22 protein-coding genes and 2 pseudogenes are annotated in these 24,161 nt (G+C 70.1%); 17 read left to right on the plus strand and 7 right to left on the minus strand.

Annotated elements, in window-relative coordinates; translation table 11 throughout:
- The first annotated feature begins 6 nt into the window (after positions 1 to 6).
- Complete coding sequence (locus AB0L91_RS18985) at positions 7 to 195, plus strand: hypothetical protein (RefSeq protein ID WP_355272000.1); 189 nt, start codon at positions 7 to 9, stop codon at positions 193 to 195.
- A 1-nt stretch (position 196) separates the two neighbouring features.
- Here the strand turns inward: AB0L91_RS18985 and AB0L91_RS18990 are convergent, their stop codons facing one another.
- A complete protein-coding gene (locus tag AB0L91_RS18990) occupies positions 197 to 1,906 on the minus strand; it encodes a glycoside hydrolase domain-containing protein (RefSeq protein WP_365011657.1) in 1,710 nt (569 codons plus the stop codon).
- Between the two features lie 364 nt (positions 1,907 to 2,270).
- On the opposite strand from AB0L91_RS18990, the gene AB0L91_RS18995 reads away from it, so the two are divergent.
- The 3 genes from AB0L91_RS18995 to AB0L91_RS19005 are packed head-to-tail and all read left to right on the plus strand — an operon-like array spanning position 2,271 to position 5,606.
- A complete protein-coding gene (locus AB0L91_RS18995; RefSeq protein ID WP_365011659.1) occupies positions 2,271 to 3,722 on the plus strand; it encodes a S8 family peptidase in 1,452 nt (483 codons plus the stop codon).
- Positions 3,723 to 3,730: 8 nt separating this feature from the next.
- Positions 3,731 to 4,363, plus strand: coding sequence for a 1,4-alpha-glucan branching protein (locus AB0L91_RS19000; protein WP_365011661.1), 633 nt, complete (start codon positions 3,731 to 3,733; stop codon positions 4,361 to 4,363).
- Positions 4,364 to 4,400: 37 nt separating this feature from the next.
- On the plus strand, positions 4,401 to 5,606 hold the full coding sequence (locus tag AB0L91_RS19005) for a GNAT family N-acetyltransferase (protein WP_365011663.1): 1,206 nt from the start codon (positions 4,401 to 4,403) through the stop codon (positions 5,604 to 5,606).
- Between the two features lie 340 nt (positions 5,607 to 5,946).
- On the opposite strand, the pseudogene AB0L91_RS19010 reads toward AB0L91_RS19005, so the two are convergent.
- Positions 5,947 to 6,177, minus strand: a pseudogene (locus AB0L91_RS19010) (Tn3 family transposase); the annotation flags it as partial.
- 77 nt (positions 6,178 to 6,254) lie between these two features.
- Between AB0L91_RS19010 and AB0L91_RS19015 the strand changes: the two are divergent.
- From AB0L91_RS19015 to AB0L91_RS19030, 4 genes are all read left to right on the plus strand, one after another.
- On the plus strand, positions 6,255 to 6,509 hold the full coding sequence (locus AB0L91_RS19015) for a Tn3 family transposase (RefSeq protein WP_365011665.1): 255 nt from the start codon (positions 6,255 to 6,257) through the stop codon (positions 6,507 to 6,509).
- Between the two features lie 306 nt (positions 6,510 to 6,815).
- Positions 6,816 to 7,340 (plus strand): N-acetyltransferase, encoded by a 525-nt coding sequence (locus AB0L91_RS19020; protein ID WP_365011667.1) that lies wholly within the window; start codon positions 6,816 to 6,818, stop codon positions 7,338 to 7,340.
- Positions 7,341 to 7,410: 70 nt separating this feature from the next.
- On the plus strand, positions 7,411 to 7,650 hold the full coding sequence (locus AB0L91_RS19025) for a hypothetical protein (protein WP_365011669.1): 240 nt from the start codon (positions 7,411 to 7,413) through the stop codon (positions 7,648 to 7,650).
- A 194-nt stretch (positions 7,651 to 7,844) separates the two neighbouring features.
- On the plus strand, positions 7,845 to 8,033 hold the full coding sequence (locus AB0L91_RS19030) for a hypothetical protein (protein WP_365011671.1): 189 nt from the start codon (positions 7,845 to 7,847) through the stop codon (positions 8,031 to 8,033).
- An 80-nt stretch (positions 8,034 to 8,113) separates the two neighbouring features.
- On the opposite strand, the gene AB0L91_RS19035 is transcribed toward AB0L91_RS19030, so the two are convergent.
- On the minus strand, positions 8,114 to 9,376 hold the full coding sequence (locus tag AB0L91_RS19035) for a lipase family protein (RefSeq protein WP_365011673.1): 1,263 nt from the start codon (positions 9,374 to 9,376) through the stop codon (positions 8,114 to 8,116).
- Positions 9,377 to 9,583: 207 nt separating this feature from the next.
- On the minus strand, positions 9,584 to 10,300 hold the full coding sequence (locus AB0L91_RS19040; RefSeq protein WP_365011675.1) for a helix-turn-helix domain-containing protein: 717 nt from the start codon (positions 10,298 to 10,300) through the stop codon (positions 9,584 to 9,586).
- 314 nt (positions 10,301 to 10,614) lie between these two features.
- Here AB0L91_RS19040 and AB0L91_RS19045 point away from each other — a divergent pair, with 314 nt between their 5' ends.
- From AB0L91_RS19045 to AB0L91_RS19055, 3 genes are all read left to right on the plus strand, one after another.
- Entirely contained in the window at positions 10,615 to 12,075 is a 1,461-nt protein-coding gene (locus AB0L91_RS19045; protein ID WP_365011677.1) for an NAD(P)/FAD-dependent oxidoreductase, read from the plus strand.
- Between the two features lie 282 nt (positions 12,076 to 12,357).
- Complete coding sequence (locus tag AB0L91_RS19050; protein ID WP_365011679.1) at positions 12,358 to 12,966, plus strand: DUF308 domain-containing protein; 609 nt, start codon at positions 12,358 to 12,360, stop codon at positions 12,964 to 12,966.
- A gap of 280 nt (positions 12,967 to 13,246) precedes the next feature.
- Positions 13,247 to 14,626 (plus strand): three-helix bundle dimerization domain-containing protein, encoded by a 1,380-nt coding sequence (locus tag AB0L91_RS19055; protein WP_365013630.1) that lies wholly within the window; start codon positions 13,247 to 13,249, stop codon positions 14,624 to 14,626.
- 99 nt (positions 14,627 to 14,725) lie between these two features.
- On the opposite strand, the pseudogene AB0L91_RS19060 reads toward AB0L91_RS19055, so the two are convergent.
- Positions 14,726 to 15,355 (minus strand): annotated as a pseudogene (locus AB0L91_RS19060) (sigma-70 family RNA polymerase sigma factor); the annotation flags it as partial.
- A gap of 166 nt (positions 15,356 to 15,521) precedes the next feature.
- Here AB0L91_RS19060 and AB0L91_RS19065 point away from each other — a divergent pair.
- From AB0L91_RS19065 to AB0L91_RS19080, 4 genes are all read left to right on the plus strand, one after another.
- Complete coding sequence (locus AB0L91_RS19065) at positions 15,522 to 16,256, plus strand: NAD(P)H-binding protein (RefSeq protein ID WP_365011680.1); 735 nt, start codon at positions 15,522 to 15,524, stop codon at positions 16,254 to 16,256.
- 209 nt (positions 16,257 to 16,465) lie between these two features.
- On the plus strand, positions 16,466 to 18,094 hold the full coding sequence (locus AB0L91_RS19070) for a TlrC/CarA/OleB/SrmB family ABC-F type ribosomal protection protein (protein WP_365011682.1): 1,629 nt from the start codon (positions 16,466 to 16,468) through the stop codon (positions 18,092 to 18,094).
- Between the two features lie 86 nt (positions 18,095 to 18,180).
- Positions 18,181 to 19,548 carry an MFS transporter gene (locus AB0L91_RS19075; protein ID WP_365011684.1) on the plus strand — a complete coding sequence of 456 codons (1,368 nt, stop codon included), beginning with the start codon at positions 18,181 to 18,183 and terminating at the stop codon, positions 19,546 to 19,548.
- Between the two features lie 107 nt (positions 19,549 to 19,655).
- Positions 19,656 to 20,483 carry an alpha/beta hydrolase gene (locus tag AB0L91_RS19080; protein WP_365011685.1) on the plus strand — a complete coding sequence of 276 codons (828 nt, stop codon included), beginning with the start codon at positions 19,656 to 19,658 and terminating at the stop codon, positions 20,481 to 20,483.
- Between the two features lie 30 nt (positions 20,484 to 20,513).
- Here AB0L91_RS19080 and AB0L91_RS19085 read toward each other — a convergent pair whose 3' ends face one another.
- On the minus strand, positions 20,514 to 21,479 hold the full coding sequence (locus AB0L91_RS19085; protein ID WP_365011687.1) for a WYL domain-containing protein: 966 nt from the start codon (positions 21,477 to 21,479) through the stop codon (positions 20,514 to 20,516).
- Positions 21,480 to 21,541: 62 nt separating this feature from the next.
- On the opposite strand from AB0L91_RS19085, the gene AB0L91_RS19090 reads away from it, so the two are divergent.
- Both AB0L91_RS19090 and AB0L91_RS19095 read left to right on the plus strand, forming a co-directional pair.
- Positions 21,542 to 22,678 carry an epoxide hydrolase family protein gene (locus tag AB0L91_RS19090; RefSeq protein ID WP_365011689.1) on the plus strand — a complete coding sequence of 379 codons (1,137 nt, stop codon included), beginning with the start codon at positions 21,542 to 21,544 and terminating at the stop codon, positions 22,676 to 22,678.
- A gap of 52 nt (positions 22,679 to 22,730) precedes the next feature.
- The gene (locus tag AB0L91_RS19095) at positions 22,731 to 23,132 is read left to right on the plus strand and encodes a PaaI family thioesterase (RefSeq protein WP_355272023.1); all 402 of its coding nucleotides are present in this window, start codon (positions 22,731 to 22,733) and stop codon (positions 23,130 to 23,132) included.
- A gap of 7 nt (positions 23,133 to 23,139) precedes the next feature.
- Here AB0L91_RS19095 and AB0L91_RS19100 read toward each other — a convergent pair whose 3' ends face one another.
- A complete protein-coding gene (locus AB0L91_RS19100; protein ID WP_365011691.1) occupies positions 23,140 to 24,141 on the minus strand; it encodes a saccharopine dehydrogenase in 1,002 nt (333 codons plus the stop codon).
- Positions 24,142 to 24,161 lie beyond the last annotated feature (20 nt).

Consider the following 24,161-nt stretch of genomic DNA (forward strand, 5'->3'; position numbering starts at 1 on the left):
AGCGTAATGACCGAACAGCCGGGACCACTGGAGTCCACCCGCGAGTTCGCTGCCGTCGACCTCGCCGCGATGCTGAACGAGGACGAGGACACCTACACGGGTCCATCACCGCGGATCCGGATGATCGCGATCCTGGTGGTGGCGACCCTCGTCCTCGGTGCGGGCGCCACCACCCTCGCAATCCTGCTGTCCTGACCTACGCCGGGCGGGCCAGCGGAGTGTCGGGATCGCCGGAGTTGCGCAGGGCCACGATCTGGTCGGGAACCCAGTAGATGCGGCCGAATTCGAACTCCTGGTATTTGCCGTCGTCGTGGGTGATCTCGTCGGAGGCGGGCCAGCCCAGCTGACCGTTCTCGAACCCGGCCGCCGACCAGCGCGCGCCGATCGCGCCGTGCACGCGGTAGCCGGGCCGACCGGCCCGCCGATAGACGGCGCCGCCCTGGAACGCTTGCGCCAGTCCCGGCCCGGTGCCGCGTGGGTCGGGGAGTTCGGTGTGCTCGGCGATCGGGTAGCCCAGCGGTCCCGCCTCCCAGCCCAGTTCGGCGAACTTGGTCATGATCGCGGTGGGGACGGCGTGGGCTTCGGTGGCCGGGTGCCAGTAGATGTAGCCGTGCTCGAACTCGGCGAACCGGCCTACCCCGTCCGGGGTGGGGATCTCACCGACGGTGCGGCGCGCGCCCAGCCAGGGGGACGCGGCGGCGCGGTCGTCGATGGCGTTCGGGGCGGTGCCCGCGAACGCGGCGACGTGCGCGGTGAAGACGTCCCACGGGAAGTTCGGGCCGACGTCGGTGTGACTGCCGATGCCGAGTGCCCTGGTCACATAGTTGTGGTCGGTGATGCCGTCGGCGACGTGATAGTCGGGGGCGATCACCTCGGTCGGATACCCGTGCCGGTGGGCGCTGCGCACGGCGATGTAGGCGGCGATGCGCAGGTCGTCGTCGATGGCCAGCCAGTCCTGGCGGGACCAGGCGACCCGGCTGCCCGCGAAGCACAGGTTTACGGTGAACGGGTTGGCCGACAGCACCGACCAGGAGGCGCGTTCCTCGGGCACGACCCGCACCAGGATCGCGTCGCGCAGCGTGTAATGGTAGGAGACGCCGTTGGCCGGATTGTTCAGGTAGGCGGCCAGCGATTCCGCGGTGCCGTTGCCCTCCTGGGTATGCAGGATGAAGTTGGTGATCCGGGCACCGTCGCGGGAGGAGTGCGAGGGACCGAGCCGGTCGAGTTCGGTGAACTCGGGGATCGTGACGGAGCGGTCCAGGCTCCACTGCCCGAAATCGGGGGCGAGGATGTCGTCGACATCGACGTGCGTGCCGTCGATGATCGGGCCCGGATTGCTCGGGGTGTCGATCACGCGCTGGTAGAGCACCGCGCGTGGCTCGCGCTCGGTGCCCGACCAGGCGCGGGTCTGCCACACCCAGCTGAAACCGCCGCGGCCGCCGACCACGCCGTCCTCGATCGCCCAGGCGCACACCCGGGAATGCCCGTAGATGCCGGTCCATTCGGTGCCGAGGACGGCGTTGACGCCACGGAAGAACTCGACGGCGGTGCTGTTCCACTGCGACAGCGCGATGTCCTCGTCGACGGCGAAGAAGATCGGCGCCCGGCGCGGCGCGCCGAGGCTCAGATGGGTGGCCAGCGCCTGCTCGGCCATCCGCCTGCCGCCGTCGAAACCGGTGGTCCAGTCCGACGGGGTGGGATCGCCCGGTTTGCCGTACTGCCAGATCGACACGATGTCGAGCCCCGCGGCTTCCAGCGCGCGGGCGTAGTCGGCGGTGATCGGTTTGGCGCCGAAGTTCGCGCCGGGCCTGCTCGGCGCGACATAGGCGAGAACCGCCGAGTGGCCGGCCGCGGCGATGGCGGCCGGATCGATGAGACGGGCGGCGAAATCGACAGCTGTGGACATGGTTGACCCCCTGCATGACTGCATATCCGTTGGCATGGTTCACGCTCGCACCCCGCGCGACGGCGGCGGGGTTACGCTGGTACCCGAGAATCGGTACCGGGTGACCGAGGATCTCACCCTGCACCCATTCTAAGCGAAACACTCAGCAGCACACCGTGATTCGCCGACGATGGGCACCCTACCCGGCCGGGCCGACCGGCAGGAACGGCGAGAATCGGGCCGTACGCGGGGGCTGTGCGACACAGCGGTCGTCGTCGCGATTTCGGCGTCGCCGGTGCGTCGCGAAGATCGGGCACGGCGTGTCGCGAATCCGGTTGCGGCGCAATGGTGGCGGCCGGGCCGGGCGCCCTGTTGACTGGTATCCATGGCTCCCACCGCTCGACCCAGCAGGCAGCGACGACCAGGGGTTCCCGGCCCCGCGGTGTCGCCGGCGGAACTGGTCGTCGTCACCACGGCAACCGGTCCCGAGATCACGCCGATCGCGTTGCGGGAGAACCGCTCGGTGCGGGCCCGCGTCGACGAACTGCTGCCCGCCGACACCTACCTGGTGCCGATCTTCGGACCGGACAACCGGCTGGCGGCACGGCTGGCCGAGACGCCGCAGGCACCGGTCGCGGGGGAATACCTGAGCTACTACACCGTGCGCGGGCAGGTGGGTGATCTCGCCGAACTCGCGGATCGGCTCCGCCGAGACGACACGGTCGCGGCCGCCTATGTGAAGCCGGCCGCCGAACCGCCGCTGGCCCCGCTGGCCGAGAACACCCTCGCGCCGGACGCACCGGCGGCCACGCCCGACTTCCGCGACCGACAGGGTTACCTGGACCCGGCACCGACCGGGATCGACGCGGCCTGGGCGCACACCCGGCCCGGTGGACTCGGGACCGGGGTGCGGGTGATCGATGTCGAAGGCGCATGGCGGTTCACGCACGAGGACCTGCGGCAGAATCAGGGCGGGGTCATCGGCGGCACCGCGTCGGCCGATCTCGGCTGGCGCAATCACGGCACCGCCGTCGCCGGGGAGATCAGCGGCGACCGCAACGGCTTCGGCGTCACCGGCATCGCGCCCGAGGCGCACATCAGGGCGATCTCGATCTTCGGGATCGGCTCGGCCACCGCGATCCGCTCCGCCGCCGACGCGCTCGACCCCGGTGACGTCCTGCTCATCGAACTCCACCGTCCCGGACCCCGATTCGACTACGCGGGCCGACCCGATCAGCGCGGCTACATCGCCGTCGAATGGTGGCCCGACGACTTCGCCGCCATCCGCTACGCCGTCGGTCGCGGCATCGTCGTGGTCGAGGCCGCGGGTAACGGCAACGAGAACCTCGACGACCCCGTCTACGACGCGCGCCCCGGCGATTTCCCCGCCACCTGGCACAACCCGTTCCGTGGTGGCGACACCGACTCCGGTGCCGTCTTGGTCGGCGCGGGGGCACCGCCGCCCGGCCTGCACGGTCGCGACCATGGCCCCGCGCGGTCGCGGCTCCCGTTCTCCAACTACGGTGCCCGCCTCGACGTCCAGGGCTGGGGCCGCGAGGTCACCACCACCGGCTACGGCGACCTCCAGGGCGGCGCCGACGAAGACCTCTGGTACACCGACGAATTCAGTGGCACCTCCAGCGCGTCCCCGATCGTGGTCGGCGCGGTCGCCGCGTACCAAGGCATCCGCGCCACCGGTCCGGGGCGGGCGACCCCGGACCGGATCCGGGCGCTGCTGCGCGCCACCGGCTCACCGCAAACCGCGGCGCCGGGCCGTCCGATCACCCAGCGCATCGGCTCCCTGCCGGATCTGCGGGCGATGACCGACCACGGGTAGCCTTCGGCATGGCCGTCATCCACCGCACCACCCTGACTCCGAGCAAACTCGCGTTGATCGAGACACTGTTGCCCCGGCGACCGTGGTATCGAGGCCAGTCGCCGCGCCTGCGCAAGGTGGGCGGGTTCCGGCTCGACGATCCCGCGGGTGCGGTCGGTATCGAATTCGTGCTCGTCGTCGACGATTCCGCCGACGGCCCGGTGCTGTACAACGTGCCGCTGACATATCGCGGTGCCCCGCTGCTCGACGGCGACCGTGCGCTGGTGGGAACCACCGAGCACGGGGTGCTCGGCAGGCGGTGGATCTACGACGGCACCGCCGATCCGGTCGCCCTCGGGGTGGTGGTGGAACTGCTGAGCGGGCGAGCGGTGGCGCAGGCGCAGAATCACAGCGACACGCCTGACCCCTCGGTCCTGGTGACGCCGGCCGACATCCTGCCGAGCGGCATCGGCCTCGGTGCCGCGGTCGACAGTGACACGGCGACCGAGATACCGATCGGTTCCGCGGGCGCTGTCCTGCGGTTTCCGCGTCGCCCCTCGGGGCGGCCGTCCGGTGCGCCGGGGTCTGTCGCCGCGCCCTACGAGCTGGGCGGGGAACGGCGGGCCGCGGTCGAGGTGGTCGCTCTGCTGCCGCGAAAATGAGATGTGCCGTGCCGGGTCGGCATGGGAGGGTACGGGGATGGCATCGGCGAATAGCATCACCGTGCGATCGGCTACCAGTGCGGACGCGGACGCGATCATCGGATTGCAAGAGACCGGGTTCGGGATGCGGTACGGGGCCGATGAGCTCCCGTATCGGTGGGAGTTGTTCCCGATCGAACGGTCGCTGGTCGCGGTCGACGGTGACCGGGTCGTCGGGCACACCGTCGACCGGACCATGACGGTGACGGTGCCGGGGGAGCGGCAGGTGCGGGCGTGCGGGGTCTCGGGCGTCGCGGTCGCGCCGACGCATCGGCGGCGGGGCATCCTGCGCGAGCTGTACACCGCCCAGCACGCCCGCACCGAGGCCGACGACCTGCCGTTGACGATCTTCACCGCCAGCGAGGCCACGATCTACGGCCGGTTCGGCTACGACCCGGCGATCTTGTCCACCACGATCTCCATCGACCGCCGCCGCGCCGAGTTCCGCTCGACCACGCCCGATCCCGGTGGCGTCGAGATGGCCACCCTGGTCGAGGCCGCGCCGCACATCCGGGCGATCTATGAGCGCTGGCAGGCGACGGTGCCGGGCGCCCAGGTGCGGCCCGACGCCAAGTGGGACCTGTTCTTCGCCGACGTGGAACGCCATCGCGACGGTGCCACCACCCTGTTCACCTTGGTCCACCCCGACGGGTACGCCCTGTATCGGCGGCGCTGGCGGGACGGCCGGGCCACCGCGTCGGTGTGGGAATACCGTGCGCTCACCCCGGACGCGCACGCCGCGCTGTGGCGGGTGCTGCTCGGACTGGACCTGGTCGAGACCATCGATGTCGAGATCGCCGACGACGACCCGCTGCCGTACCTGCTCGCCGATTCCCGCGCGGCGCGCGTGACCGATCGCGGTGACTCGCTGTGGGCGCGGCTGATGGATGTGCCCGCCGCCCTCACCGCCCGCCGCTACCGGCACGACCTGGACACGGTCCTGGCCGTGCACGACCCGTTCCGGTCGGCCGGTGGCACCTTCGCCCTGCGCGTGCGTGACGGTGTCGCCGAGTGCGAACCCACCACCCGCCCGGCCGCGCTCGGTCTCGACATCAATGTCCTCGGCGCGCTGTACTTCGGTGCGCATCGAGCCGCGAGCCTGACCGCCGCGCATCGTGTCCGGGTCGACGACGCGGCGGCGCTGCGGAATCTCGACGTGGCGTTCACCTCGGAGCGCGCGCCGGAGTTGGGCTGGTTCTTCTGACGAGCACGTGGATGCCCGGTCGGGGCGAGTGATCTGGGCAGCTCACCGAGGATCTCGGGGGATGGGTTTCCGGTAGTGACCGCCGAAGAACCAACGGATATGCGTAGCCGGTAACCGGTCGCTGGTGAGGTCCGGTTCGGCCTGCGGTGATGGCTGATTGCTGGTTGGTGTTGGCTCCCAACGCTATTGGTTGGTGTGGGAGGTCGGGTTCGTGGCGACGCGGGTGTTCGCGGTCGGTGTACTCGAGGCGGTGCTTGCCGATTGCTGCGGCGTGAGCAGGTAGGCGGCCGGGTCGGCGTAGCGGCGTGAGCCTGGCACGAAAACGTCCCCGCTGCGCATGGTGGTAGTCGATGAGCACCAGGTTGGCCGCGCGCAGGGTTTCCTCGCGCACATACCATTCGTCGGTCCAGGACAGGATGTCGTCGGAGATGCCGCAGGCCTCAGCCATCCTGGTCAGCCCGAGGTTGGTCGAATGCACGAGCAGCACCGCGATCAGGTTGCGCTTCAACTCCGGTGTGCGGGTGGCCTGTCCGCCAGCGTGGGTGAAGCAGTCCAGGTAGCCGGTGCGTTTCGGGGACTGCTGCATCCCGAGCAGGTCGAACAGCCCGAAATTCACCAGAGGACCGGTTCCCGCACGCGGGACCGTTGATGACCCGCAAGGCCAACCTGGATCTGATCGCCGAACACTGGGACGACCTGCTGCGCCTGGCGGGGTCGTTGAAGTTCGGGCACGCCACCGCCTCCTGCTCGTCGGCAAGCTCTCGGCCTCGAGCCGGCAGAACACCTTGGCCGCGGCGCTCGAGATCCTGTGAACAAACCGGTGGCGGGATTCTCTGCGGGGTTGCTATCGTGGTCAACGATTTGTTGATCACTCACGGGCTCCTGCCCCGAAAGAGGTGTTGATGTCCCGGCCTGCGCCGAGCGCGCCTCGCAGCGCCGCGTAGCAGCGCACCCGGTCGCCGTCGTCCGTACGGCACTCCCTGGGTCCGACTGCTCCGGTGCCCAGTCTCCGCCCGCGTAGTTCTCGCGTGGCCTCCCGAGGATCGCTCGGCCTACTCCTGCTGTCACTGCACGTCCATAGCAGAGGAGTACCCGGGTGTCTACCCACACCTCTCCCCGTCTCGGCATGCCCGCGCTCAGGGCCCGCGCTCCACCGCGCCAGGCCCTTGTGCGCCGAAATCCATTGAACGAGAAGGAGATCAAACAATCATGAAGATCAGGACCGAAACCCCCGCCGACTTCGACCGCGTCGCCGAGGTGATCACCGCCGCGTTCGGCGAACCCGACGAGGCCACACTCATCGATGCCCTGCGCGCCGACGAGTGCTGGATCCCCGAACTCGTTCTCGTCGCCGAGGACGGCAACGGCCGCGTCATCGCCCACTCGGTGATCACCCGCGCCACGATCGGCACCACCCAGTCGCTCACCCTGGCTGTCGTCTCGGTCGACCCCGCACACCAGGGTACCGGCACCGGCACCCGGATCATCCGCGCCGGCCTCGACACCGCTCGCGCCCGCGGCGAGCACACCATCACCGTGCTCGGCCACCCCGGCTACTACCCCCGCTTCGGCTTCGAACCCGCCGCTGACCACGGCGTCACCTGCACCCTGAGTGCGGGACCCGAGGCGGGCAAGATGGTGATGTCCCTCGACGGCGCTCCGATCCCGCAGGGAGACATGGGATTCGGGAAGCCGCTCGCCGAGGCCGTCGCGGCGTATCAGCCGGAATCGTAACCACTTCGCGGCGTCACCGCCATCTGTGCGGTGACGCCGCAACGCATCCCCGGAAGGGAGGAGCAAAGGCGTGAACAAGCATCCTGGGCTACCCGCCAAGACGCACAAGCTGTACAAAGCGATCCTCGCGCGTGGCCAGCGAACCATCACCGGCGTCGCGATCCTTGACGAACCCGACAAGCTGGCCGCCGAGGCAGGCATTACCGACTCGATCGGCTCGCACCTGCACAAACTCACCACGAGCGGCTACATCAAGCTCGGCCGTGATGCCACCACCGGGCATCGGATCTGCCGAATCCTGAAGTACTGACGATGGCTGCGCTGCCGTGCACACCCCATGTCACGGCAGCGCAGCACCCAGCATGAAGCGTCACTCATCTGCCGCATGCCGCGTGCTCGGCAGACCCGCCGCCGCGCCTATACGAAGCAGCCCCGTTATCCGGGGCAAGCCGCAACGGGAGGGATTCGACGGCCGCGACCGCGACGGGCTCATCGGACACAGGAGTGCCCTGGACTCCAGTCACCGACGACGAGATCGGCGCCGCGCTGGAATCGATGTGGGGTACCGCGGCGGTCAACACCTGGAACGCGCGCCGCGCTGCGATCGGCAAATGGCTGAGCTGGTGCGCCGAGCAGGGCTGGACCGCACCGGCGCTCCCGGCATCGGCCTGGCCGCCCGCAGCGCACCGGTGAAGTCCACGGGCACCAAACCCCGCACCCGCCGCAAGGGCGCCGCTCACCACGAGCACGTCCTCGAGAGCCTGTTGTTCTGGTCAGCAGGTGCTGGGTGCGGGGATTGCGGCGAATCGGTCGCGTAACCATTGGACGGCGCTGCCGAGGTTGAGGATGAAGGCGTTGGCGATGTGACCGGTGCCGGTGCCGGGCAGGGTGGTGGGGAACGGCGATTCGGCGAGTTGAACGGTGGCGCCGTGGGCGCACCAGTCGGCGGCGAGGCGGCGGACCTGGTCGGGTTCGACGATGTCGTCGCCGGAGCCGGTGGTGACGAGCACGGGTGCGTTCGGGGTGAGGGTGCCGAGGCGGAGTTGCGCGAGCGCGGCGGAGATGACGGGGTCGGCGACCGCGGCGTCGCCGAGGGGGCGGCCGCTGACGGTGAAGCCGTTGGTGGGGTGCAGCCCGTAGCGGGGGGCGAGTTCGGGGATGCATTCGTCGGCGACGGCGGCGAGCATGGCACGGCCGTTGTCGTTGACGATGGCGTCGATCGCGGGGCCGGTGTCGGGGAAGACTGCGCGTAGTCCGTTGAGGACCTGGCCGGTCAGCACTTTGAAGATGTTGTGTTCGAAGTAGGGCAGTTGGGCGAGCAGGTCGGCCGGAGGTGCGCCGACATAGCTGCCGCGGACCGGTAGTTCGGGGGCGTACCCGGCGACGTGTTCGGCGGCGGCCCCGGCGGCGTTGCCGCCTTGGGAGTAGCCCCAGAACGCGACCGGTGCGTCGGCGGGGATGCCGGTGCCGGGCAGACGTCGGGCGGCGCGGACGGCGTCGATGTCGGCGTGCGCTTCGGCGATCGGGTTGAGGTAGGTGTGCACGCCGGGGGTGCCCAGGCCCTGGTAGTCGGTCACTGCGACCGCGATGCCCTGTGCGAGCAGCAGGGTGAGGAAGGCGTACTCGTATTCGGCCATCACGTCGAGCGGCGGCGTGTAGTGCACGAGCTCGCCGAGCAGACGCGAGGGTGCGCATTGGTCGCCTTGTCCGTGCGTGCCGACGGTGAACCCGACGATCGGGCGCGGCCCGGGCCCGGTCCAGGGCGCGGCCGGGTCCAGCACCGTGCCGGTGACCGCGACCGCCGCGCCGTGGGTGTCGGTGCTGCGGTACATGATCCGGGTCGCGCGTGCAGGCAGCGGCAGAATCGGCGTCAGCGGTTCGGTGCGGATCAGGTCGCCGGGCTGTCCGTCGGGAAGAGGACCGGGCGGGGTGTAGAACTCGGTGGCCGGGGCAGGCTGTGCCAGCACGACGGGTGGACCCGCGAGCAGGACGGCGAGCGGGATCGCCGCGAGCAGAACAAGTGGCCGGAGACGCATCGTCGGGTCCTTCCGTAACCGGGAGCCCACCGGGTCCCGGGTTCTGATGATCTGGCTGTGCAAGGTTTGCCGATAGCGGTTGCCCGGCCCAGGTTCAGGCCTTCTCGGGTGGTGCGAAATCGGCCGTGGAGTCGGTGGATGTCGGTGCCGAGGTCGATAGTGCGTCTGCGCGAGCGCCGCGGACAGGGCGGTCCGGGGCCAGGGCGCTCACAAGTCGGCGCGCCCGGGCACGGCGTCGGGGAACTCGTGTTGGTTCACGGTGGGGGCCACGACGGCGAACACGAGGCGGTTCATCTCCTCGGCCAAATCAGGCAGGGTTGCTGCACTGTGATGCACGAGGTGATGCACGATCATCTCGTGCAGCCCGCCGACGAGGACGTGAACCGTTGTCCGGCTCAGTGGCGGCAGGTCGGGGGATAGTTGTGCGCGCAGCGCCTGCATGCCCGGGGTGGCCTCGTCGACGAATCGGGCGATGGCGGCATCGCGCCGACGGCGTACCTCCTCGCCCGCTCCGAGGACCTCGAGGAAGAACATCCTCGTCGCGGCGGGGGTGTGGGACAACAGCGTGAGCAACGCCAAGCAGACGCGCGCGAGGTCGGCCGGTGGGGCGACTTCTCCCGGGTTCCTCGGCACCATGCCTGCGTCGCGGAGCCATCGATCGAACGCGCGATAGGCCGCGACCACCACGTCCTGTTTGGAGTCGAACATCTCGTAGAAGGTCTTGCGGGACACGCCGGCGCCTTTGGCGATGTCCATCACCGTCGTCGCAGCGTAACCGCGTGTTCCGAACAGTTCGATCGCGGCGTTGATGATCCGCGCCGACTGGCTGTCTGCGACCTGTTCGCGACTGAGGTTGTGTCGGTGACGCGGAAGGCTGCCGTTGTACTCGTCCGGCACGATCTCGCCGCCGACCGCCTCGAGCATGGTAGTGCCTCCTCGTCGATCACGTCACCGCTGTGGTGAGCCTTCGCAGGTCCATGTTCCTTTGACAATCCAGAAACACACTGTACTTTAACTCATGGAACCAGGTACAGACCGATTCTGGTTCGGATGCAGGCCCCGCGCCGCCGCGGGTCTCGGTGAAAGGACACGGCAATGACCACGCGACGCGGACTCGACATCGGTTGGGATGGCACCTTGGGCAGCGACTGCCGGGACGTGGTCGAGTGCCCCGTGTCCGCAGCGGGTGAGCGTGTTCGGTCGATACAGTCGGCGGCATCGAGTGAGGTGGCGTTCGGATGATCGGCGCCACAGAGGTCCACGCCGTGATCATCGGTGCAGGAATGTCGGGCATCGCGATGGGTGTGGCATTGAAGAAGGCCGGTATCGACGATTTCGTCATCCTGGAAAAAGGCAGCGACGTCGGCGGTGTCTGGCATTGGAACCGGTATCCGGGCCTGACCTGCGATGTTCCGTCGCATCTGTACCAGTACTCGTTCGCGCCGAAGCCGAACTGGTCACGACTGTTCGCCCCTGGCACGGAGATCCAGGCATACCACCGCCAGGTGGCCGACGATCACGGCCTGGGTCCGCACATCGTGACCGGCACCGAGGTGGTCTCGGCTGTCTTCCGCGCGGGAGGATGGGATGTCGCGACCGCGGCAGGGGATCGCTATCGGTGCGACTTCCTCGTCGCTGCGACCGGTGTTCTGCACCATCCCGCCGTCCCCGAGATCGAAGGACTCGACAGCTTCGCCGGTCCGGTGGTGCACACCGCGCGGTGGGATGAGGGCCTGGACACCGACGGCAAACGGATAGCGGTGATCGGCACCGGTTCGACCGGTGTGCAGGTCGTCGGCGCACTGCAGCCCCGCGCGCGGACCGTCGCCCATTTCACGCGTACGCCGCAATGGATCCTGTGGGGGCCGATGGGCCTCACCCAGCCAAAGCTCGTCGGGGAACTGCTGGCGCGGGTGCCCTACGCCGAGCGCCTGTTGTACCGCGTGTTGTTGCAGGCGTCGGGAATCCTCGCCGATATCACCACCACGCCGAGTTGGCGGCGCAGCCTCGCCCAGTCGCTTGCCCGCATGCATCTACTGCGCGTGCGCGACCGTGCGTTGCGCCGCAAACTCACTCCCGACTACGAGCCGCTGTGCAAGCGGCAGGTGGTGTCCGGCAACTACTACTCGGTCGTGCAGAAGCACAACGTCGAGCTGGTGGACTCGGGGATCGCACGGATCACGCCGACGTCTGTCATCACGGCCGACGGCGTGGAGCGTGAGATCGACATCGTCGTCCTGGCCACCGGATTCGCGGCGCACAACTACATGCGTCCGATGACGCTGGTCGGGCGTGACGGCCTCACCATCGACGACGCATGGGCCAAGGGGCCGCGCGGCTACCGGATGACGGCTATCCCGCGTTTCCCGAACTTCTTCACGATGCTGGGCCCCAACTCGCCGATCGGATCGGTGTCGCTGCAGTTCACCGCCGAACTCACCGCTGCCTACATCGTCCAGATCATGCAGTGTTTCCGGCGCGGGGAGTTCACCGAGATCGAACCGACCCAGGCCGCCACCGACGAGTTCAACGAGCAGGTCCGCGAAGCCATCGAACCCACGATCTGGCACACCGGCGGCTGTAACTCCTGGTACCAAAACGAGGACGGCACCATCGACCTGTGGCCCTTCGACCGCAAAACCATGGCGACGATGCTCGCCACACCCGATGATCGCCATTTCCATTTCACCCGGTCCTGATACGGCACAGGCAATCCCTGCACCACTTGCCGAGCGAGGCATCGATGGTGCCCGACCCGTCGCTGAGCATCCGCGGCGGGTCGATCGCGTCCTGGCCCTGCGCCGAACCGTGCTGCTGTGCGCGCACACCGAGCCCAGCTGAATTCGCTCGTCGACGGCGGCGGATCCGGTCAGCCGGACGGCGCCCTCTCTGCGGCAGCGGCTGACGTGAACCGGCGGGCGCACGCGCGGCGCGCCGGGCAAATCTGCGGCTATCGGGTGTGGCGCGCCTATCGTGAGGGAATGCCCGTGAACGACGGGGAGGGAAATCCGGTACCGGACCGAACCCGGCAGGCGATGGTGATCGCTGGCGGGTGCTCGTTCGTCCTCGGCATCGCGACGCTGCTGTGGCCCGGCCGCAGCGAATCCACGCTGGCCCTGCTGTTCGGTGTCTCGCTGCTGCTCAGTGCCGGAATCCAGGCCTATCTCGCGGTGGTGGCGCGGATCGCGTTCGTGCTGCGGGCCCTGGTGCTGGTGAGTGCCGTGCTGACCGTCATCCTGGCGGCGCTGGCCTTCGGTGGCGGGAACATCGAGCTGCTGGCGCTGTGGATCGGGATCGGCTGGTCGGTGCGGGGCATCGTGCAGGCGCTGGTCGCGGCCTGGGACACCGGGGTGACCGACGGCTGGCTGCACGAGATCTGCGGACTGGGCACCACGGCGATCGGGATCACCATGATCGCGATGAAGTTCGAGACCGTCACGGGACTGGCCACGGTTGCCGGTAGTGCGCTGGTGGTGATCGGCGTGCTGGAACAGCTCGCGGGTGGGATGCTGCGTACGGCACTGCGCGGTGTGCGGCGTTCGCAGCCGGACGCCGGCACCGTCCCCGGGTCGGCCGCGGCCGGGCGATAGTAGTGAATCCCACACTCGCAGAGCGTGTTTCGATGTTTACGCGAACGTGCGGACAACGCGACATTGCGGGCAGCGGAGCGGGTGCTGAACACTGCGTGCCCGGCCGTTCACCGCTGGGGTAACTGTGCTGCGCGCCGGTAGCGTGGCCCGCGGCGTGCGCACGGGAGGGCCCGGTGGACGCGCGCCGTCGTCCGCAGCCCGAAGTGAGCCCAGGAGAAATGTGGTGTCGCGCGTAACCCCCGGCGAAGCCGCCGATACCGTCCAGCGTGAAGAGCTGGCAATGCGGCGCATGACCGAGAGTCTGGTCGAAGACCTGTCCGAGAACGTCCCCGCCGACCAGGTGACCTCGGCGGTGGGTGCCGCGCACCATCGTTTCGCGGGCAAGCCGATCCGGGAGTTCGTGCCGATTCTGGTCGAACGGATCGTGCGCAGCGAACTGGCCGATCCCGACCCGACCGTGCGGGTGCCCGCCCCGGCGGCCGGCGTCCGGGCCGCCGAACCCGAACCGGCGCCCGCCGCGCAGCCGGAGAGTTCGGCCGCCGACCGCGCCGGGCAGCTGGTGAGCAGGCGTGGCGTGCTGCCGCTGTCGATCGGTGCCGTCACCGTCGTCGCCGCCGTCGCGGCCGCGGTGATCCTGCTACCCGGCGGTGGCGACACCCCGGCCGCCGCGCCGACGGGCGCTCCGGTGACGGTCGTGCGCGGCGTCGTCGGGTCGGAGAAGATGTCGTTCTTCCAGGACGAGCAGGTGGTGAAGGTACTCGCCGACAACGGCATCCGGGTCGAGGTCGAGCCGGCCGGGTCGCGGCAGATCGCGACGACCGTCGACCTCGGCCGCTACGACTTCGCGTTCCCGTCGAGCAGCCCCGCCGCCGAACGGATCCAGCGGCAGCGCAATGTCACCACCAAATACACCCCGTTCGCCTCGCCGATCGCGATCGCCACCTATCGGCCGATCGCGGATCTGCTCACCGCGGCGGGCGTGATCGAGCCGGGCCCGGTCGCCACCTTCGACATGAACCGGTACCTGGAACTGGCGGGCGCCGGTGTGCAGTGGGACGACCTGCCCGACAACACCGTCTACCCGGTCGAGAAGAACATCCTCGTCTCGACCACCGATCCGCGCAGCTCCAACTCCGCGGCCATGTACCTGTCGATCGCGAGCTACGTCGCCAACGACCACACCATCGTGCGCGGCGCCACCGCCGAACAGCACGTGCTGCCCGCGCTGTCGAAACTGTTCCTCGCCCAGGGCTACACCGACAGCAGCAGCGAAGGCCCGTTCACCCAGTACCTGACCAACGGTATGGGCCCGACCCCGCTGGTGTGCATCTACGAGGCGCAGTTCGTCGAGGCGGCGGGCAAGGGCAAGATCAAGCCGGACATGGTGCTGACCTACCCGACCCCGACCGTGCTGTCGAGCCACACCCTGGTCCCGCTGACCGGCACCGGCGACAAGATCGGCAAGCTGCTCACCGAGAACCCGGAACTGCGTCGCCTCGCCGCCGTCCACGGTTTCCGTACCGGCGACAACGCCCAGTTCACGTCGATCGCCGCTGAGCGCAATGTCCCGGTGCCCGCCGACCTGATCGACGTCGTCGACGCCCCCGCCTACGACACCCTCGAGCACCTGCTCGACGGAGTGGCCAAGTCCTACAACTGATCTCCGCATCGCATCGGGTGCCGCACGGCCGTTCGCCGCGCGGCACCCGATGCGTTCGGTCCGCGAAATGATCGCCGTACTCCGTGCCGGTCCGACGGCCTTGACACCGCCACCGTCGCCGAGGAAGACGACGTCGGGCGCCAGCAGATCGAGGAGACCCTGCAGGTCTCCGGTGTCGACGGCCCGCTGGAACGCGCCGAGCGCGGCCCGGGTCTGATCCGGTGACACCACCCCGCGTGGCCGGCGCGCGGCCACGTGCACCCGGGCGCGGTGGGCGATCTGGCGGACCGCCGCCGGGCTCTTGTCCACCGCGGCGGCGATCTCGTCGTAGGCCAGGTCGAAGACCTCGCGCAGCACGAACACCGCGCGTTCGACGGGGGCGAGCGTCTCGAGAACCAGCAGCATCGCCATCGACACGCTGTCGGCCAGCGCGATGTCCTCCGCGATATCGGGAGCGGTCAGCAACGGTTCGGGCAGCCACCGCCCGACATAGGACTCGCGGCGCCTGCCGAGGACACGCAGGCGCCGGATCGCTTGGCGGGTGGTGATGGTGGCCAGGAACGCGCGCTCGTCGCGGACCTCGCCGAGGTCGACTGCGGCCCACTGAAACCAGGTCTCCTGCAGGACGTCCTCGGCATCGGCGGCCGAGCCCAGCATCTCGTAGGCGACGGTGAAGAGCAGATTGCGCTGTGCGACGAAGGCCGCGGTGGCGCGTTCGCTGTCCCTCATGCCGGTCCTTTCCTCGGTGTCGACAGGTGTCGCACACGAGAGGTCCGCGACCGCCGTTCTGTGACATCGGCGGACCGTGGCACCGCTCACACCGCGGTGGTGTCACAGCTGTCCGGGCGCGGGCTACTCGTGGTCATCCAGCACACACGCGGACAGGAGAACCGAGATGGAGTACGAGATCACGGACGAACAGAGTGGGGTCGCGCGGCGGATCGCCGTCTTCGGGGCGAACGGTCCCACCGGCAGGCTGCTGACCGGTCGGGCACTGGCCGCCGGCCGCCTGGTCACCGCGGTGACCAGGCGGCCGGAATCGTTTCCGCTGCAACATGATCGGCTCCGGGTGGCGGGCGCCGACGTGCTCGACCCGGTGGCAGTCGACGAAGTGATCGCCGGACAGGACGCCGTGCTGTCGACGCTCGGGGTACCCGCGGGCAAGGAGCCGATCACCACCTACTCGCAGGGCACGGCGACGATCGTCGCCGCGATGCGACGGCACGCGGTCCGCCGTCTCGCCGTGGTGAGTTCGAGCGGCGTCGACCCACAGTCCTATTCCGACGGCGGGTTCCTGTTCAACCGGGTACTGCTGCCGTACGTGACGCGGGTAGCGGGCCGCACCCTCTACGACGATATGCGCCGGATGGAACAGCTGGTCGGTGACAGCGGACTGGACTGGACGATCGTGCGCCCGAGCGGGCTGTATCACCGGCCCGCACCCACCGACTACACGGTGGTCGACGGACACGCCGACGGCCGATTCACCGCCCGCGTCGACCTCGCCGCCTACCTGCTGGCCCTGCTCGACGACGACCGGCACATCCACCGGACCGTCGGCATCATCACCACCACCGACACCCCGACCCTGCTCCGATGGCTCCGCACCGAAGCCCTCGCCGGACGCTGAAAATGGGGGTGGCGGACCGTGGCAGGTGTCGTTAGGGTCGGAGACCTCATGGGTATCGGTTTCCTGTTCTTGTGATCGCGCGAAACGCGTCGAGCTGAGCTCCGCGTTCCGCCACCGCACGCACCCTCCCACAGCGCGTGCGTTCCCTCGATCCAGTCCCGCCACGGGGACTTTCGTGCGGCCGGATGCGGCCGAGAACAGGAGCTGCCATGACCAGCACCGCCCAACTCACCCTCCACGACGTCACCCTGCGCTACGACGCCACCACCGTCCTCGACGCCGTCTGCCTGTCGATCGCGCCCGGCGACACCGTCGGCGTGATCGGCGAGAACGGATCGGGGAAATCGACCCTGCTCCGGCTGCTCGCCGGAATCCAGCAGCCCGACAACGGCAGCGTCACCGTGGTCGCGCCGGGCGGAATCGGGTACCTCCCGCAGGCACTCGACCTGCCGGAGACCGCCACCGTCGCCGACGCGATCGACCACGCCCTGGCCGAACTGCGTGCCATCGAAACGCGGTTGCGCGACACCGAGCGGGAACTGGCACACGGCGATCCGGCCGTGCTCGACGCGTACGCGGCCCTGTCGGCCCGGTTCGAGGCACGCGACGGCTACCGGGCCGATACCCGGGTCGACATCGCGCTGGCCGCGCTCGGCCTGCCCGGGCTCGACCGTGCGCGCACGCTCGCGACCCTGTCCGGCGGGGAGAAGGCACGACTCGCGCTGGCGGCGACCCTGGCATCGGCGCCGGAACTGCTGCTGCTCGACGAACCGACCAACGATCTCGACGATGCCGCGGTCGCCTGGCTCGAACAGCAGCTACGCGCCCACCGGGGCACCGTGGTCGCGGTGACCCACGACCGCGTGTTCCTCGAGCGGATCACCGGCACCATCGTCGAGGTCGACGCCGGAAAGGTCACCCGGTTCGGCGACGGCTACAGCGGGTACCTGGCGGCCAAGGCGGCCCAACGTCGCCGGGCCGCCCAGGAATACGAGCAGTGGCGGGCCGACCTGGCGCGCAGCAGGCGGCTGGCCGAATCGAATGTGATCCGGCTCGAGGCGATCCCGCGGAAACTGCCGCTGGCGGTGTTCGCGGCGGGACCGTTCCGCGCGCGTGGCCGTGGACACGGGACGATGTCGCGCATCCGCAACGCCAAGGAGCGCGTCGCCCGCTTGCACGCCGATCCGGTCGCGGCGCCGCTCGACCCGCTGCGGTTCGACGCGACCGTGGCGACGGAGGCGCCGACACCGACCGGGCCGGTCGCCGAACTCACCGACCTCCGGATCGGTGACCGGCTACGGGTGCCCGCCCTGCGCATCGAACCGGGTGCCCGGCTGCTCGTCACCGGGCCGAACGGTGCCGGCAAGACGACGCTGCTACGCGTGCTCGCCGGAGATCTGCGCCCCGACACCGGGTCGGCGCGCATCGCGGGCCGAGTCGGCTGGTTGCGTCAGGACGCGCCGCGCTACCCGGCGTCGGCGACCGTCCTCGGCGCGTTCGCCACGGGCAGGCCCGGGCATCCCGACGAGCACGTGGACACGCTGCTCGCGCTCGGCCTGTTCCGTCCCGCCGAACTCGGGCTGCGGGTCCGCGAACTGTCCTACGGACAGCGCAGGCGGATCGAGATCGCCCGCCTCGTCACCGAACCCGCCGATCTGCTGCTGCTCGACGAACCGACCAACCACCTCGCACCCGCCCTGGTCGAGGAACTCGAGCAGGCCCTCGACGACTACCGGGGCGCGCTGGTGATCGTCACCCACGATCGGCAGCTGCGCCGCCGGTTCACCGGGCAGCGGATGGCGGTGTGTCACGGTGCGGTGGTCGACGCCGCCGCCTAGAACCGGATTTGCCGTTCCGGCAAGGAATCTGGTCACCCCGGCGCGGCGGTGGTGATACTCGGGCGCTGCTCCGAGGAGGTCTTCCCATGCTGGACAATCCCACCCGCGCCCACACCACGGCCGGCGCCGTCCGTCCCTGGACGGTGCTGGCCGTGTGCTCACTGAGTCTGTTCGTCGTCGGGCTCGACGCCACCATCGTCACCGTCGCGCTGCCGTCGATCGGGGCCGGGGTGGACGTGGGCACCCAGGGACTGGAGTGGATCGTCGACGCCTACACCTTGGCCCTGGCGAGTTTCCTGATCACCGCGGGCGCGCTCGCTGACCGGTTCGGCAGGCGGCGGGTGTTCCGGCTCGGGCTCGCCGTCTTCGGGCTCGCCTCGGCGGCGTGCGCGGTCGCGCCGACGGTCGAGGTGCTGATTCTCGCGCGGGTCGCGCAGGGGATCGGCGGGTCGATGCTGAGCCCGGTGGCGTTGGCGATCGTGGTCGCCGCGATCGCCGATCCGCGGCAGCGGGCGAAGGCGATCGGGGTGTGGGCGGCGGTGTTCGGGCTGAGCATGGCGGTCGGGCCGACCCTCGGTGGCGCGCTGGTCGACTGGTTCGGGTGGCGGTCGGTGTTCTGGATCGCGGTGCCGGTCGTGGTCGTCGCGCTCGGGCTGACGTGGCTGGTCGTGCCGGAGTCGCGGGGGCGGCCACGCCGGATCGATGTCGTGGGCCAGGCGCTGCTGGTCGTCGTGGTGGGCGGGGTGATCGCGGTGCTCATCGAAGGACAACGGATCGGGTGGACCTCGCCGCTGGCGCTCGCGGCCTATCTCGGAATCGTTGTCGCGGTGGTCGGATTCGTGCGGGTCGAGGCCCGGGTGGCGGCGCCGCTGATGGATCTGCGGCTGTTCCGGCGGCCGCCGTTCACCGCCGCGGTGGGCGGCGCGGTCGTCGTCTTCGTCGCGCTGACCACGACGCTGCTGCTGAGTACCTGGCAGCTGCAACACGATCGGGGCCTGAGCGCGGTCGCGGCCGGTGCGTTCACACTGCCGCTGGCCGTGGCTGCCACCCTGTGCGCGCCGCTGTCGGGCGTGCTGGTCGGCCGGGTCGGCGCCAGGACACCGCTGCTGTTCGCCGGTGGGTTTCTCACCGCCGGTGGGGTGGTGCTCGTGGCCGCCGGGGACGACGCGAGCAGCGCGGTGCTGTTGATCGCGTTCGCGCTGATCGGGATCGGATTCGGATTCGCCAACGCGCCGATCACCAACACCGCGGTGAGCGGGTTGCCCGCCGACCGGGCCGGTGTCGCGGGCGGGATCGCCTCCACCGCCCGCCAGGTGGGCGCGGCGGTGGGGATCGCGGCGGCCGGCGGGCTGATCGCGGGCGCCCACTCCGCCCGGATCGGGTGGTCGGTGGTGGCGGTCTGCGGGCTGCTGGTGCTGGCGACGGCCCGGCTCGCACCGACGAAAGCATCCTGACCTGCGGAAGCGGCGGGTGCGAAAAAGATTTCGCGCGCAGCGATGAGTTCGCCGACCCGGCCCCGTCTCAATGAGTGCTACCTGTAGCCGAGATCCGGGAGAGTCGCATGACCGCCAGTTCCGCCGTCACCACCGGCACCCTTGTGGTGCCCGATGCCCGCCTGTACTACGAGGTCCGCGGGGCGGGGCCACTGCTCGTGCTCGTCGGCGCGCCGATGAACGCCGCCTCGTTCGCGGCCGCGGCCGAGCAGCTCGCCGCCACCAACACCGTCCTCACCACCGATCCGCGTGGCCATTTCGCCAGCCCCCTCGACGATCCGCACCAGGATTCGACGGTGCTCGCCCGTGCCGACGACCTCGCCCGCCTGATCGCCCACATCGACGCCGGTCCCGCCGTCGTCTTCGGCTCCAGCGGCGGCGCCGTCAGCGCGCTGGCTCTCGCCCAGACCAATCCCGATCGGGTCACCACCGTCGTCGCCCACGAACCGCCACTGCGGGAACTGCTGCCCGACGCGTCCGCGCAGCGCGCTGTCACCGAGGAGATCATCGCCACCTACGACCTCGGTGACGTGGTCGGCGCGTGGAAGAAATTCTTCGCCCAGGCCGCCCTGCCGATCCCGGACGAGGTGGTGGAGCACATGTTCGGTGGCGACCGCGATCCGCTGCAGGTCGCCAGTGAACGCCACTGGTTCGACCACGAACTGCGCGCCACCACCGGCTGGGTGCCCGACCCGCCGTTGCTGCGTGCCGTGCCCACCCGGGTGATCGTCGGGATCGGCGCCGATTCGGCGGGCCAGTTCTGTGACCGGACCTCGCGCGCGCTGGCCGCCGAACTGCGCTGCGAGCCGGTACTGTTCCCCGGCGATCACACCGGATTCGTCGGGGATCCCGCGGCATTCGCGCTCCGGCTCCAGGAAGTCGTCGACGAGCCGTGACGCGACACCCCATTTCGGCAGTCGATGCAACTACGCATCAGGTGCGACGGGAATGGCGTCGCGGCATCGCACACTCAGACGCTCCAGGGCCGCGAGGAGTTCGGGCGGGCCGGTGACGGTGAAGTCGGTGTCGAGGGCGGTGATCATCCAGGCCAGCGAGGCGGGGGAGTCGGCGCCCAGACGCAGCAGGCAGGTCGCGTCGTCGACCGCTTCGAGCACACCGGTCCCCGGCCACAGCCGCTCGGCCACGTCGGCCGCGGAGCAGTGCAGGGTGACGACGGTGCGCCACGGCCACGAGGCCACCGACAGCCTGCGCGACAGATACGTGGCCGCGTCACCGTCGGGCGGCGGGCGCGGCGTGAAGCGCGGCCCGGTCGGGACGCGCGGCACCAGCCGGTCGACCCGGAACGACCGCCAATCCGCGCGATCGACATCCCAGCCCACCAGATACCAGTGCCTGCTGACATTGACCAGCGAGTCGGGTTCGGTGTCCCGCCGCGACACCCGGCCCGCGTGATCGGTGTAGTCGAACCGGAGACGTTCGTGCCGACGGCACGCCTCCGCGATCGCCAGCAGCGTCGCCGGACTGACCCGCGGCGCCTCGGCCGCGACCCGCACCATCGACTGCTGCAAGGTGGTCAGCCGGTGGCGCAGCCGGGAGGGCAGCACCTGTTCCAGCTTGGCGAGCGCGCGCAGCGACGCGTCCTCGATGCCGGTGACGGTGCCGCCCGAGGTGGTCCGCAGACCGACCGCCACGGCCACCGCCTCCTCGTCGTCGAGCAGCAGGGGCGGCATCGACGCCCCTGCGCCCAGCCGATATCCCGCCGCCCCCTGCAATGCCTGCACCGGATAGCCGAGACCGCGCAGCCGCTCGATGTCACGGCGGACCGTGCGCGCGGTGACATCCAGTTCCGTGGCCAATTCGGCACCGGACCACGCCCGATGGGTCTGCAACAGCGACAGCAGACGGAGCAGGCGGGCGGAGGTCTCGGACATGCCTCCAGAATGCTCTCGACTTAGGACCGATGTCGACCTAAGTGGTTCGTAGCGTGGTCCGCATGAACGACATCCACCCTTTCCGGATCGACATCCCGCAGTCCGACCTCGACGATCTGCACGACCGCCTCGCCCGCACCCGCTGGGCCGACGACCTGCCCGACGTCGGCTGGACCTACGGCCTGCCCACCGCCTACCTGCGCGGTCTGGCCGACCACTGGCGCACCGGTTTCGACTGGCGCGCCGCCGAAGCCGCGCGCAACGCCCGACCGCAGTTCGTCACCGACATCGACGGACAGCGCGTGCATTTCACCCACGTGCGCTCGCCCGAACCCGGCGCGTTGCCACTGGTCCTCGTGCACGGATGGCCGTTCACCGATTTCGGCGCGACCATCGGCCCCCTGACGAACCCCGCTGCCCACGGTGGCGACCCGCGCGACGCGTTCGACGTGGTGATCCCCACCCTGCCCGGCTTCGGCTTCTCCGGTCCCACCCAGCTGCCCGGCCAGGCCGCGACCGAACAGTCCGCCGCCGTGATCGCGCAGCTCATGCGCCGCCTCGGCTACGCACGCTACGGCGCGCAGGGCAGCGACGCCGGCTCGTTCATCGCCCCGCAGCTGGGCCGGATCGACACCGAGCGGGTCGCCGGCGTGCACCTCAACGCCGCCATCACCATTCCCGCCTGGGACGACGACGGCGCCGGCTACTCCACCCAGGACCAGGAGAAGCTCGCCGCGTTGCAGGACTGGAACAGCAACGAGACCTCCTCCTACGCGGCCGTGCACAGCACCCGCCCGCAGACCCTGTCCCACGCCGTCACCGACTCGCCCGCCGGGCTGCTCGGCTGGGTCGTCGACGTGGTCAACACCTACAAGGACCCGGCCGCCGCCCTCCCCGAGGACTCCCTCGATCGTGACGCCCTGCTCGCCGAGATCGCCGTGCTGTGGTTCACGCGCACCGCGGGCTCCTCGATGCGGCTGTACAAGGAATCCCAGCAGTGGGGCGCCGACCTGCCCAGCTCCGGGGTGCCGACCGGTATCGCGGTCTTCCCCGGCGACACCACCATTCGCGGTATCGCCGAGAAACAGAACAACCTCGTGCGCTGGACCGAATTCGACCGCGGCGGACACTTCGCGGCGATGGAGACACCGGATCTGCTCGTCGACGACATCCGGGAGTTCTTCCGGCCACTGCGCTGACGGCAGCCGTGTTCGAGGACCACGCGCCGGCCGGTCCTGGCATGCTCGGATCATGACCGATACCGAGGGCACGACACTGTTCCACGCCTCCATGCCGTTCACCGAGCGACTCGGCGTCGAGGTCCTCGAACACGGGCCGGAGGTGGTGCGCAGCAGGCTGGCCTGGGACGAGTCCCTGTGCACGCTCGGCGGCGCGCTGCACGGCGGCGTGCTGATGTCGCTGGCCGATGCCACCGGCGCGGTCTGCGCGTTCCTCAACCTGCCCGAGGGCAAGCAGGGCACCACGACCGTGGAATCGAAGACGAACTTCGTGCGCGCGGTGCGCTCCGGCTATGCCGTGGCCACCGCGCGTCCCCTGCACGCGGGCCGCAGCTTCATCGTGGTGGAGACCGAGATCCACGACGACGCGGGCAAACTCGTCGGCAAGACCACCCAGACGCAGGCCGTGCTGTAGTTCGCGGCTACGCGTCGACGAAGACGGCGCCGACCTCGGTCATCCGCCGCGCGGCGTAGCCGGGGTCGATCAGCGCCTCCGGGGTATGGGTCCCCGGGGCCACCGGGTCACCGCGCAGGCCGATCAGCCGCTCGACACCGAGGGCGATACCGAGGGCGGTGAGCGGTCGCTGGCCCGCGGGATGGACCAGGTAGCGGTGCCTGCGCAGCGGCGATCCCGTCGCGTCGGCGCCGTCCAGTTCGATGCGGATCTCGATCGAGGCCGCGTCGCCCCGGCGCCGGCCCGGCGATTCACCGACCGCGAGATCCACCCGGACATCCGGTGCTCCGGTCGCCAGCGCCAGGCTCGGCACATCGAGGACGGGAACGCTCTGTCCGGCCAGCCGGGAGCCGTCCACGGCGGGCACGTCGACCTGCGCGTCCTCGGCGGCCAGCCAGGTGAAGACCCCGTCGCGGCGCACCAGGCCCGCCGCGGTCACCGCCGACCACCGTTCCAGGTCGGCGATCCCCGCGGGCCCACCGGTATCCGTCTCGTCCAGGATCGCGCCGAGCCGGACGCTGTCGATCCGGTCGAACTCGCGCGCGGCCGCCAGGGCGGCGAGCGTGGCGAGTCCGGCGAGCAGGTGACTCGCGACCAGAATCGGTGCGACGCTTGCCCGTCGGGCGCCGGTGACGACTTCGGGCCCGATGTCGAGCAGGCCGCTCGAGATGCTGAGGTAGGGCAGCCCGTGCTCCTGGGCGTAGCCGAGGCCGTTGAGCCGGTCGTCCCATAGGGTGGCGACCACCGCCGCGAAGGTGGCGTCGGTCGGCAGGCCCAGGTCACGGCGGCGCAGGTCGATCGTGACCGCCGTGGCGGTGCCGAGGTCGTCGGCGACCCGCTGGGCGCGGTCGAGATCGCGGCCGGCGATCGTCAGCGGCAGGGTCGGATGCCAGCGCCGCAGCAGCGCGGCCGTGTCCGATCCCGCCTGTCCGGAACCGCCAAGGATCAGGACGGATGGTGCAGTCGACATGGTGTTTTCCTCTCGCCACA

This window comes from Nocardia sp. NPDC051833 (assembly GCF_040681225.1).
Taxonomy (GTDB): Bacteria; Actinomycetota; Actinomycetes; order Mycobacteriales; family Mycobacteriaceae; genus Nocardia.